The following is a 12932-nucleotide window of genomic DNA, read 5'->3' on the forward strand; positions in this document are numbered from 1 at the left end:
CATGTAAGGGCAATTCATGAATTGCCCTTACAAAAATAGGACACCCTGAGCTAAGTCGAAGGGTCACTCTCATCTTCAACAAAGATATCTTTTTCCAGATCACGGATGCTTTTGATGGAAGATTCAAGTTCATCAATAAGGGCACTTGATTCCAAATCAAGAGCTTCCATAGCCGTACTTTCGGCCGTAAAATCATCTTCTATAGGAACCGATTTTTCTTCGGAAGAAGCTTGGGGCTCTATCGTTTCCAAATCTTTAAGTGTAGGCAAATCCGAGAGCGATTTAAGGCTGAAAATTTCCAAGAATGTTTTGGTGGTTCCATACATGATGGGCTTACCCAGTTCTTCACTGCGGCCCACAATGCGCACCAGATCACGATCGAGCAATGTCTTGATCACACCGCCACTGTCGACGCCTCGAATCTCTTCAATCTTTTGGCGGGTGGCAGGTTGTTGGTAGGCCACAATGGCTAAAGTTTCCATGCTGGGATTGGACAAGCGGGCTTTGGGAATCTTTTGGAGATTCTTTAAAAAAGAACCCACATGAGCCTTGGTACGAAATTGGAAACCTCCTGCCACTTCCACCAACTCAAAACCACGATCGGCAGACATTTGGTATTCGCAGCTAAGCTCACTTAACGCATCCTTGATATCCCCAAGGGAAACTTCCATTTCCATCTGGCTTTGCGCTTCTTTTAACTGCGCCAAAGGATCCGCTTCTTCCCTTTCTTCCGCATTTTGTTCAATCCCTTCGGCCTCGGGGATTGCTTCACCAGAAGCCTTCTCCACGGAATCTTCAATTTTTGCTGTTTCTTTGGGTTCTGTTTTAAGTAATTTTCTTAAATCAGAAGTCGAAAGAGGTTCCGGCGAGACAAAAAGAAGGGCTTCAATAATTGATTTGATTTGGGTTTTTTCCATAAATTATTTACTAAAGTCATGGTTCGACCACCGCGTAGCGGGGTCCCGTTTGCGGGACGGGGCTCACCATGTCCATTATTTTTTAATGGACACCCTGAGCATAGTCGAAGGGTCACTCGCCATTTACAGCATCCATTACAGGAATCTCACTAACTTCCATTTTCCTGCGCACACGAATAACGCCTCGTTCATCGGTCTGAAAAATCTGGACCATCCTGAGTCTACCCATTTCAAGCAAGGCCAAAAAAGTAACCACAATACTATGACGCGTTATTTCTCCTTCAAACATTTCTTCAAACAGGAGACTTTCAACATTCTGCAGTTTATCCACAATCTGATAAATACGATCGGTGATTGAAACCCGTTCAACCTCTATTTGATGGACCGTATGTTTGGGAGCCCGTTTTAAAATTTCACCAAAGGCCTTTAATAAATGAAAGGGCTCAATTTCCACCCATTCCTGGTCTTCTTTGGTTTCATCAGGAAGTGCCATTTTGGGTCTTTTAAAAACATCGCGCAAAAGCATGGGACGCCCGCTTAACCATCCCGCCGCCCTCTTATATTTTTGATATTCCAAAAGACGGACCATCAAATCGGCCCGGGGATCGGGTTCTTCTGCTTTTTCTTCGTCATCTTGACGAACCAACAAACGTGACTTGATGTGTGTTAGCTCGGCGGCTATCAAAATAAACTCCCCCGCCACATCAATGTTGAGGTCTTGCATCAAGTCAAGATATCCCAAATATTCCTTAAGAATGAAAGCAATGGGGATATTGGCAATATCAAGATCGTTCTTTTTGATTAAATGCAAAAGCAGGTCCAGCGGCCCTTCAAAAAGATCGAGATTGATTCGGTAGTCCTGTGTGTTTTGTGTTTCGGTTGACATGTGTTGGTATGGGCGAATCTTGTATTCGCCCCTATACATCAGGGCGATCACGAGGATCGCCCCTACGATAATCCCATCGCCTCATTGGCTTCGGCTAATGTTTGCCCCGCCACCATGCGGGCCTTTTTAGCCCCTTCCGCCAAAATATCACCAATTATTTTTGGATCTTTTTTCAATTCATTTCTTTTCTCACGAAAAGGCTTAAAAGTTTCCGTCATATTTTTAATGAGAATTTTTTTGCAATCAATGCATCCTATTTTGGCTGTGCGACAATCAAGATTCACCTGTCCTATCTCCTCTTTTGAAGACACTTCCTTGTGATAAGCATAAATGGGACAAATATCGGGATTTCCAGGATCGGTGCGTCTTTGACGGGCAGGGTCGGTTATATGTTTAAGCAGTTTGTCGTTGAATGTTTTTTCATCATCGGAAAGATAAATACAGTTCTGATAACTTTTTGACATTTTTCGCCCGTCGGTTCCAGGAACTTTGGGAACCGTTGTCAAAAAAGTTTCGGGTTCGGGAAATATATCTTTGTACAAATGATTGAACCGGCGCACCACCTCGCGTGAAAGCTCGATATGCGCCACCTGGTCCTGACCCACAGGAACTTTGTGGGCCTTGTAAATGGCCACATCGGCCGTTTGCAAAAGAGGGTACCCTAAAAATCCATACGTGGATAAATCCTTCCCTGTCAACTGTTGTTGAATTTCTTTGTAACTAGGGACTCGTTCAAGCCATCCAAGTGGAGTGATCATCGAAAAAAGCAGATGCAATTCGGCATGCTCGGGCACCTTGGATTGAACAAATAAAACGCATTTCTCTGGAGAAACATCACACGCCAGCCAATCAAGCACCATTTCCTTAAGCGAGCTCTGGACAATATCCACATGGTCGTATTCCGTGGTCAAACTATGCCAGTCAGCCACAAAAAAATAACATTGATACTTGTTTTGCAGTACAACCCAATTGCGCAGCACCCCAAAATAATGCCCCAAATGGAGCAAGCCCGTAGGGCGCATACCAGAGACGATAATTTGTTTTTGCATAATTTTCATGGGGGGCGCGCCAAGGGGCGCCCCTACAGCAATATTCTCGCAACCATCTGCAAAGGAACGCCCACTAAAATACGGTAAAATCCCGTAAAAAACAACATCAACAAAATGAGAGTCCCATACTGACCCACAAACGCATCAAACTTGGAAGCCCAAGGTTGGGGAAGCAATCCAAACATGACTTTGCCCCCGTCTAAAGGATGAATGGGAATCAAATTAAAAAAGAGCAATGCCAGGTTCAGATAAAAAATCTGGACAATGGCTCCGATAATGGTGAACCCGTTATAGTTTAATGGCAGCATCCATTCAGGCTTAAGAAAAGCAATGACATGTAAGACTCCTGCCAAGATCAGAGCCAACAAAAAATTGCTCAAAGGCCCCGCGGCGGCGATAAAAAGGCCGTCTTTTTTCCAATTTTTAAGGTTTCGATAGTCAACCGGAACCGGCTTCCCCCATCCGATGATAAATCCGCCAAGAAAAAATCCCAAAGCCGGCAACACAACGGTGCCCAAAATATCAATATGGGGCAAGGGATTTAAGGTAACGCGCCCCATGGCTTTGGCTGTGTTGTCTCCAAACTTGGAAGCCACCCATCCATGAGCCGCTTCATGAAAGCTGAGCGAAAAAAGAAACCCAGGAAAAAACAGGATAAAACTGATTAATTTTGATGTTTCCATTTAAAGAAACGAAACGCTAACAAATGGGGTTTGTCTAGGCAATGGGATTATTGATTGGTCGTTCCGTAGGGGCGCCCCTTGGTGCGCCCTATCTACGCGTTAGCCAGCGGCATCCCTACATCACCGGATCCAACGCTCCCACAGGTTCAGGAGATTTAGAAGGAAGATAAACCAAAACGGGATCAATGGGTTCTATTGGTTTGGAATCCGTAGGGACAATCCTAGGATTGTCCCTACCCGCATCAGAATTATTTGTAGATTCATTTGACACCGAAGGTTTGTAAGGCAAATCGTAAACCTGTTTGGAAGATGTGTCTTCAGTCTCACCTTCCAAAGAAGGCGGTGTTGTTTGCGGCCCCACGGGACCAAGGTCTTGGGCGTGAGCGACTCCATTTAAAAATAAAAGGAATGTTATAATTTTTAATATCGATTCATTCATGACGGACCTGTCCCGGTAAGGGCAATTCATGAATTGCCCCTACGATTCCTGAAATATTTTCACATTCTCCAATTCCTTGGCCAAGCTTGGATCTTTCTCTTTTAGCTTGTTCCATTTAACTTTGGCTTGAGCCCATTGCTTCTGGTCAAAATCAACAAGGATTTGATTATAGAGACCCCGAGCCTCTTCCGAATTAAGGGTGCTTACTTTCGCATAAGCATTCTCCGCTTTTTCGTATTGCTTTAAATTACGATATAAATTGCCTTCGATCAGCCACAAATCACTTGAATCCCTTACCGCTCTTGCCTTATTTATCCAAAATAAGGCCCCGTTGGTATCATTGTTTTTGGCATAGACCATGGCTAGCTGCTTCATGAGCAATTCATTGTATCCCCCCATCTCCAAGGCTTTGCGGTAAGACTCACTGGCTTCCACCAACAATCCCATTTTTTCATAACAAAAACCCAAATTATGCAGGACAAAAACATTCTCCTGTCCCATGGCACGCATTTTTTTATAAACTTCGATCGCTTGGGGATAATGGTGAAGATCGCGATACACGTTCCCCAAAAGCCCCAACACTTGCAGATTTGTGGGAGCATGCGCTATCCATTGGGCAAGATAATTCAAGGCCTGATCGTTCTTCCCTGCTTCCCTGGCCAAAATTGTTTTGGATTTAAGAGAATCAAGAGTTTCTTCAATTTTTATTTCAAAGCGGCGGCTTAATTCAGGTTGTGAAATAAGTTTTTTGGACCAGTCGGCATAATCACTTCTTAATCCTATCACATGAATCACTTCCCCTTGGGGGCCCTTGTTTTCAAAAACAACCCGATGGATAGTCAAAGCGGGAAACAAAATTCCTTCAGCCTCAAAAACCATTTTTCTTAAATCTTCTTCGGAAATCAAAGAGTCCTGCAAAATTATTTTTGCTTCAAGCGGGAATAATTCAAAAACAAAGAGCCGGAACAATTTTGCTGCAAGATCCGTTTTTATTTTTTCATCGGATACCGTTTGAGGAGTTTCTTTTATCGGCTCTGCCTGTTTTTGATGTGTGTTTTGAGCTTCATCAAACCACCAATCTTGGAGACGGGCACACCCACAAAACCAAACAAAAAAAAGGATCCAAAACCATTTCATATCTTTGTTTGTATACAGCACTTTTGCGTCCTTGCCAAATGGGGAGACAAACCCCCAATAAGTACCCCCCGAAGTCAAAAAACCCCCAACCCCAGGCAAGCCAAGCTTCCTATAATAAAAAAATACTTAATAATTACATATATTTAGATTTGAATTCTCCCTAAGTTTTTGGCACTGGGTTTGCTATTAAACATAACGGACGCATGTATTTTTTTTAAAAAAAGGGGAATTTTTTATGACGCAAGCCATCCACAATGATTCAAACAGAAACTCCGCCACTGATTCCGACTACGCCCATACAGATTCTGCGCGTATCAAAAACCTGGGTACCGATGAAAAACGTGTGGCCCGAAGAGATGCCAGCCAGGATTTACGCACGGTAAACCGGGCCATCCGTGAATTAGAAAACAAGGATTCAGCCGACCAAGCCCGTCGTGAAGCGCTGGAAGAATTAAAAAAAGATATCGAGACTTTTCTTAACGAACTCACCGAAGCCACGCGTGCTGATCGGGAAAGTGAAAGTGGTGTGGACACATCGGAAGTGGACACAACCACCACCGAAGCTGAAGAAAAATATCCCGTGACTGTTGGCCCCAATGGGGAAATCGCCCAGGATTTTACCAATGGGGATGATATCCATGTAACAGCCGCTGATTCAACCGAAGACAGGACCTATATTTTAAATCCAGCCGATCCTGCCCCAGTGCCTGGAGAAGATCCCCAAGAAGCTCAAAAAACACTGGAGCAAAGACTTATTGATGATGGAGTAATTGATCCTGAAACAAAGGAAGTGATTCAAGATGTAAATGGAGATGGCGTTCTTACCGAAGCTGACATCGAAGCATATAAAGCAAAAAACAGCCTTGATACAAATTCCAATCTCGAACAACGCCAAAAAATAACTTTTGATGGCGGTGGAAAAACCAAACTAAGTATTGCTTCCATTGATGAGGGAAATAAACAGCTAACGGTTCGAATTGAAAACCTTGAAACGGGAGTCATTACTTTTCAAACCATTGTCAATTATGACAAAGCTTCCATTATCTGGTCCAATGCCGAAGTGGATCGTGACGAATTATTGGCCCTTCCTGAAAATCTGAAAAAAATTATGTCCATTGATAACGGGGCGACCACCATTAGCGCCAATGTGGAAGAATCCGAAGGTGAAGGCAAAGAACTCGATGTGACTCGTTCAAACGGCTACAAAGCAGCCACCTCTGATGCGGCCTTTGATGCAAGCCGAAACATGTGGACCATGGCCTCTCGTACAGATTTAAGACCCTATTGGAAGGAAGCCATTGAAATTTTCTACCAGTTTTACACAAACAATCCCAAGGGGGACTGGAAAAAAGAATTCACCGATAAAATACTGAAGAAATGGGACGAAGCCGGTCTTTTGGGTGCCGATAGAAACAACCTTATCATTAGCATGGTGATGACCATGTTCCATTCCACTTCCAAGGAAGTGTTCAGCAGTTTTGCAGGACCCCTTGTTGAACTTTTTGAAAACCAACTCATGGCCGATTTTGAAGTAATTGATGGAAGAACCAACAAGGCTCAAAAGGACGCCCAAGGAAATATTGTCATGCGTCATTGGAAAGATCACGAGTCGGCAAGCTATAAAACCGTCATCCTGCTTCTGGAATATCAAACCGGTGGCGGGCAATTTGGGGGTGCCTTAGCCGCATACGAGCTATTCACCACCAATATTTTGGGCTCGGATGATCCGATCCATCCTGAATCTGAAATACAACGAGGTCGTTGGTGGGATACCCAAACCAATAAAGCAGCCCTCGATAAATTTAAGAACTTGCTCAAGGAAAAAGGCAGCGAGATCCCTGACAGTATTAACAAGGTCAGTGCCATGGAAGACACCATGGCCAGTTCCGAAATGGTTGATTTTGACCAAAAAGACTACGAATCGGTTTACGAAAACCTTGACCTTTACGTCGCAAATTATTGCTGGGATAAAGATGATGTCGAAGACACAGTGGCCAGCGCCAACAATGAACAAATCGCAAAATTCCAGGAATACTATGAACCAAAAATAGATAGTCTCCTGCAGGCAATCATCACGGATGAACCCATGCCCGCCGCCCATATTGTGGCCAAACTCGAAGCGGCCATGAGCGCTCTGGTTCAAACCGATGGAAAAACTTCTTTGGGCGTTCTGGCTGCCATGTTTTTAATTATTATGGATGGCTCAAAACCCCAAATACTGAACAGCCTAATGAAAGTCCCTGGCTTTAAGGAAGAAGTGAAAGGCTGGCTTGAGGGCTTTGACAGTTCATATCAGTTCTACAACCCCGTCATGGAAATTTTAAACAGAAACTATCAATAAAATAAATTATGGGCATCGAAAATACATCCAACCGAAACGAAACATTTAATGTCGACTATAAACAGGCCGACAGTATTGACCTGCAAGGAAAAACGCGTGAAGAATTACGTGCGGCCAAGCGTGAAGCCTTAAACGACAAAAAAGACCTTCAAAAATACAAGCGCGACTTGGAACGCTTGGAACACAATAGCGAAATTGAGCGCAAGATTGATGAAATTGAAAAAATAATTGCCGCCGATGAAGCCTTTTTGGAAGACTTGAATGCCGCCATTGACGGTTTGCGTAATGATAGTGAAAACTTGGGCGTTGACACAAGTACCGCCGAAAGCACCCCCGAAGCCCCACGCACCGATTATAAAGATGGATCCACAGCAAGCATTAACACCATGGGGGACCAAAATATCCAACTGCGCCCTTTTGCCACCAACCCCTTGCTGACAGAAAAATCGGATACAGATTATTTAAAAGAACGCGGCATTTTGGATGAAAACGGCCACCTCATGCCCGGCAAAACAGTCAAAGATTATGAAAATGCCCTTGAAACCCGCCGCTCGGATGAACAAACCCAGCTGCAAATGATCAATATTGCCTTCCCTCCAAAAAAATATACTGCTGAAGAACTGACTTTAGAAAATGCCGAAGCCGCCGTGAATGGGGACCGTCATTATATTGAGATGAGCTTGGCCAGTTATGATGCCGCAACGGGTGCCGTTACTTTTCGTTTTGAAAATATTGAATCGGGGGAAGTGTGTTTTAAAACTTTTGACAATCTCAAATATGCCTCCATCCTTGTAGACACCAATGCTGTAAAAATCAACAACAACCCCGGTGACCCTGAAGAAGTATGGAAAAAAGTGAGTGCCGGTGGAAAGCCGGTCATTGAAACAGCCTCTACGCTCACTTCCGATCAAAAACATGGTTTGTATGCCGGCTTTGATACGGCAACCAGTGATGCCAGTTTTGAAGAAGCTTTAAAACTGGGCATTAACGGCGGTCAAGACACCAGTGATGCAACAAAGGCCAAACTGAAGGATATCAGAAACCAGGCTGTTGCCTTGATGATCGACTTTGCCAATGGAGATATTCCCGGCATCACCAACCTGGTTGACTTGTGGAATAAAAAGATAAAACCTTTAATGGAGGAAGCAGGACTTAATGCCTATGACCAAGGGCAGTTTGTCATTGTCTTATTTTACTCCATTTTCTTTAACAGCCCTTCTTACGCTCCCAAATTAAATGAACTCGCTTCAATATTTGAAACCATCCTGACTGAAATACCGGCCAAAGAAGCAGACATCAACGCAAACGGATATCCTCTCCTTTTTGAAAACAGCCCTGAAATAAAAACGGCCCTCCTGTTCATGAAAACGGGGCTTGGACAAACCGATTCTGATTTTGCTTATCTCTTTGGCCAATCGATGAAAGCCAAAGCCGATGCCCAAGGCACTGAATATGTGATGGGGCAATGGGAAAATCACGAAACCAATCTTTTAGCCATCAATGCTTATCTTAAAATCAAAAAAGAAAAGTTTTTGGAACAACCCAGCGCCAATATGCAGGATGCCCTGACCATTGAAACCGCCATGATTAATGGCGGCGGAGACATCGGTTTGGCAGGAGACGAAAAACAGTACGCTCATGATGCCTTAAGTTCCCAGCTAGACTACGCCCACGGAGAACTTAATGACCTCATGAGACAAATACTGGAACCCCTCCTTAAAAAAATCCTGGAAGGCAATTTAACAGCTTCCGAAATCACAAAATTAATCACAGAAGACTTGAAAAAAGTTCCTGACCTAACAACAGTGAAGGATCGCCGCGACAAAGGCCGGGAAGTGGATTGTTCGGTAAATGGAGTGCGGAGGGCTGCTGCAGGAATCCTTTTGAAAGCCTTGTATGGCACCAAGCCCCAATTTTTGAATGCTTTGTTACGCATCCCCAGTTTTGTCCGTGATATTCAGGTAATATTAAGAACCGTTGAACCTTATGATAACGATTTACCCTTCGAACAAACTTTGGGTGGTAAAGTGGCTCCTGAAATGATCAACATTATCCAGGCCCTTGTGCTGGAAAATAAACTGATTGAAGATTCACAAAGACGGGCCCGTACCGCCCTTGACCAAGAAGCCATGGACAAGGAACGTGAGGAAGCTGCACGCCGCTCTCAGGAAAATATGGGCGGTTCCCAAACTCCTCCTCCTGAAGAAGCCCCACCCCCAGAACCACGTGGAGCCGAAGCCATTGAAGGTGCCGAAGATGAGCGGGAAGCTGAAGGTCCTTGACCCGGTCATCAAGACATGAAAAAATATCTTTTGTGACAAGGAGATTAAAATTACCAATTAAAAACATGAGGTTGCAATGAAAAGTTCCCTTTCTTCTTTATTCTCTCCTTTCATTATTTTTATCAGTCTTCTGACAGCGTGTGCTGAAGCTGTTGTTCCAACCCCTCCCCCCGCCCCTCCTACTTTAAATATTAGTGGGGAAGCTGTGAGTGACTACACTTTAAGTTTTGTAGCCCCTGATTTTAACGGAGAGGCCCCTTACTATAAACATACCGAAACCATCGTTTTAAGAAATATTGGGGAAGAAATCCTCACCATCAACAACATCACCATGGACGATTTTAGTGGAGCCAAATGCGAATTTTCTTTTAATCCTGATGTTAATGACGCTGATTCCGTCACACGATGTTCCAACCCACCCATTGACATGGGCCTACCTCAACATCTTGAAGCGGGACAATCCATTGCGTTTGATGTGACCTACACCCAGGACAATTTCGGAAATTTCTCCACAAGCATTGTTATTGAAAGTAATGACCCTGATTTTCCTACTCAGACTATTAATGTCACATCTGAAAATTCAGGGTTGGGACAGGCTGAAAGCCCCTTAAGAGCCGAAGAACCGGCACCCAGACAAGCCCACCCAAGAATGGTACTTAATCACCATCAGCTTGACTTTGGACATGTTCTTGTAGGCAATCAAATTAACCAACTTGTTTGTATCTTCAACCGTGGGGAAGCTCCTTTAAATATACTAGGCATCAGATTTTTACCCGAAGGGGAAGGTGCCAACAATCAATATGAATTCCTCCATGTACATTGGATACCCTCTGTCATTCCAGCACCACAGGGATGGGGATCTGGAAGATGTCCCATTGATATTCAATATCACCCCAATGTGGTAGGAAATCATAATACAGCCATCGAAATTGTCAGTGATGACCCCATCAATCCTTTGTTAAGACTTCCCATATTGGGAACCGGGGTCCGTGATAACCCGCAACCACCTCAACCTGCTCCTCAGATGTATGTTTATCCGAGACAAGTCTCTTTTGGAAAAATTGGCGTGGGTTGGACAAGAACTATTGAAATTACAATCCGCAATCAAGATGCTGGCGTTTTGAGTATACAAGAAATTAGCCTGGCACCAGCAGGTGAGGGAATTAACGAGCAATATGAACTCATCAATACCCCCGATGCCTGTCGTAATTTGGAAGAAGATAGCAGTGTTCGTTTCAGCATTCGATATCGGCCGCAAATTGTTGGTGAGCACAATACTTCTCTTACCATTGTAAGTAATGACCCCTTGGGACAAAACTTTACCATCCCCGTTACAGGAAACGCGGACATTTGGCCGGAAATTTCTGTGAACACCCAACGCATCAATTTTGGCCATGTAACCCCTGGCAATGCAAGCGACCCTTATACTATTAGAATACGAAGTGACGGTCCCGGGCCCTTGACCTTACAAAATATAATCCTGACCGCCGAGGCACCAGCCCCCAACAACAACCAATATCAGCTTGATAATATTCCGCTGGAGTGGCCACTGATCCTTGCCCCTAGAACAGAGCTTGAATTAAACCTTACCTATCTTCCCCAGGTTTATGGAAGCCATAATACCTTCCTTGTCATTTCAAGTGATGATGAAAATGAAAGCACAATCAGAATCCCCATTTCGGGAAGTGCCAATGCCCGGGAAATTAGTGTTTCAACCGATCAAATTGACTTCGGCGAAGTAAACCAAGGGGCCAACTCACCCATTCAAAACATTACCGTGCAAAATGAAGGGAATTTGCCACTCATCCTTCAGAATATCTCTCTTGCCCCGGCAGCTGATCCCATTAATAACCAGTACACAATCCATAATATTCCTGCTGCATGGCCCGTTGTATTACCGGCTCACGGACAGCTCATCTTTGGCTTAAGCTATGATCCCGTCATCGTGGGAGAACATGTAACTTCCATTTCCATTTCAAGCAATGATATCGATGAGCCCATCATCAACATACCCGTCACAGGAACAAGTCGGATCCAAACCGGGCCATCCAAAGAAGATCAGGAAAATGATGAACCTTCTAAAAAGCCACCCCCAGAAAAAACCAAACCTCCAAAAACGACTTACCCCCCAACAAACAAGGAAAAATCAAATGGATAAAAAACTTGAAAGAACCAAATTATTGTACACGAGCCTTTCTGCTCCCATGATTATCCTTCTCGGCTGTGCCTACGGTGTTTTACCCACCGGCTGTGCCGAAGCCGTTATACCCAATCCTCCTCCAGCGCCTCCTACTTTATCCATTCAGCCAAACAATCTGGTTTTCATAGCCCCTGATTTTAACGGAGAAGCTCCCTATTACACACATACCGAATCCATTACTCTCAGAAATATTGGGGAAGAAGTCCTCACTATCACCAACATTACAATGGACGATTTAAGCGGAGCTACCTGCGGATTCTCTTTTGATGCCAATGTAAACAATGCCGATTCCCCCACGCGATGTTCAAACCCACCGCTCGACAGAAATTTTCCGATTGAACTTGAAGCCCAACAATCCACTTCTCTTGATGTGACCTACACGCAAGACAATTACGGCAGCTTCAGTACAAGCATTGTTATCGAAAGTAATGACCCTGAGATCCGTACAAGCAGAATCAATATTACATCCGAAAATTCAGGATTGGGACAGGCTGAAAATCCTTTAGTCCCAGCACCTGCCCCAGAAGCAGGGTCTCCCGAAATCACGGTATCTCCTTTAAGCATTGCCTTCGTATCCATACCAACAGGTCGTTCTGCCACGCGGATTGTTACCCTCCGTAACGAGGGAAACGGGCCGCTGCATATAAACAATATTGCGCTTGCGGCACCGGCGGCTCCTGCTGCCGATGGAAGCAATCAATATCAATTGGCGGGGCTTCCCCCATTTCCTTTTGAGCTTGCTGCCGGAGTGGGCATTGAATATTCTTTTCAAATTAATTACCGACCCAATGCCGTGGGGAATCATCAAACCTCCATTGTCATTTCAAGTGATGATGTTGATGAAGCCACTGTCACAATTCCTGTCACGGGAAATGCAAGGATGAATACAGGGCCTCAGTAATTTAAGGCCTGTAGGAAAAATCAATGGTATGCACCCCAGGGCAAGCCCTGGACCCAAGATTCTCCGCCTAAGGCGGAGGGTTTTGACCCAGCAAGGC

Annotated in this window: 10 protein-coding genes; 4 read left to right on the forward strand and 6 right to left on the reverse strand. The window is 44.4% G+C overall.

Annotated features, from left to right (window positions below):
* Nucleotides 1-50: 50 nt before the first annotated feature.
* From A2048_00960 to A2048_00985, 6 genes are all read right to left on the reverse strand, one after another.
* Nucleotides 51-917, reverse strand: a complete 867-nt coding sequence (locus A2048_00960) for an SMC-Scp complex subunit ScpB (GenBank protein OGP10367.1) — start codon at nucleotides 915-917, stop codon at nucleotides 51-53.
* A 112-nt stretch (nucleotides 918-1029) separates the two neighbouring features.
* On the reverse strand, nucleotides 1030-1803 hold the full coding sequence (locus tag A2048_00965; GenBank protein OGP10368.1) for a hypothetical protein: 774 nt from the start codon (nucleotides 1801-1803) through the stop codon (nucleotides 1030-1032).
* Between the two features lie 62 nt (nucleotides 1804-1865).
* Entirely contained in the window at nucleotides 1866-2852 is a 987-nt protein-coding gene (locus tag A2048_00970; protein OGP10475.1) for a tryptophan--tRNA ligase, read from the reverse strand.
* A 32-nt stretch (nucleotides 2853-2884) separates the two neighbouring features.
* Nucleotides 2885-3535 carry a hypothetical protein gene (locus tag A2048_00975; GenBank protein OGP10369.1) on the reverse strand — a complete coding sequence of 217 codons (651 nt, stop codon included), beginning with the start codon at nucleotides 3533-3535 and terminating at the stop codon, nucleotides 2885-2887.
* 115 nt (nucleotides 3536-3650) lie between these two features.
* Nucleotides 3651-4004 (reverse strand): hypothetical protein, encoded by a 354-nt coding sequence (locus tag A2048_00980; protein OGP10370.1) that lies wholly within the window; start codon nucleotides 4002-4004, stop codon nucleotides 3651-3653.
* Nucleotides 4005-4013: 9 nt separating this feature from the next.
* On the reverse strand, nucleotides 4014-5210 hold the full coding sequence (locus A2048_00985; protein OGP10371.1) for a hypothetical protein: 1197 nt from the start codon (nucleotides 5208-5210) through the stop codon (nucleotides 4014-4016).
* 136 nt (nucleotides 5211-5346) lie between these two features.
* Between A2048_00985 and A2048_00990 the strand changes: the two genes are divergently transcribed.
* From A2048_00990 to A2048_01005, 4 genes are all read left to right on the forward strand, one after another.
* Complete coding sequence (locus A2048_00990; GenBank protein ID OGP10372.1) at nucleotides 5347-7452, forward strand: hypothetical protein; 2106 nt, start codon at nucleotides 5347-5349, stop codon at nucleotides 7450-7452.
* Between the two features lie 8 nt (nucleotides 7453-7460).
* Nucleotides 7461-9734: a hypothetical protein gene (locus A2048_00995; protein ID OGP10373.1), complete on the forward strand. Its 2274-nt coding sequence runs from the start codon at nucleotides 7461-7463 to the stop codon at nucleotides 9732-9734.
* Nucleotides 9735-9810: 76 nt separating this feature from the next.
* Nucleotides 9811-11892 carry a hypothetical protein gene (locus A2048_01000; GenBank protein OGP10374.1) on the forward strand — a complete coding sequence of 694 codons (2082 nt, stop codon included), beginning with the start codon at nucleotides 9811-9813 and terminating at the stop codon, nucleotides 11890-11892.
* Nucleotides 11885-12835 carry a hypothetical protein gene (locus tag A2048_01005; GenBank protein ID OGP10375.1) on the forward strand — a complete coding sequence of 317 codons (951 nt, stop codon included), beginning with the start codon at nucleotides 11885-11887 and terminating at the stop codon, nucleotides 12833-12835. The genes A2048_01000 and A2048_01005 overlap by 8 nt, the downstream gene beginning before the upstream one ends.
* Nucleotides 12836-12932 lie beyond the last annotated feature (97 nt).

The sequence above is a fragment of the Deltaproteobacteria bacterium GWA2_45_12 genome, assembly GCA_001797365.1.
Classification (GTDB): Bacteria; UBA10199; UBA10199; order UBA10199; family UBA10199; genus UBA10199.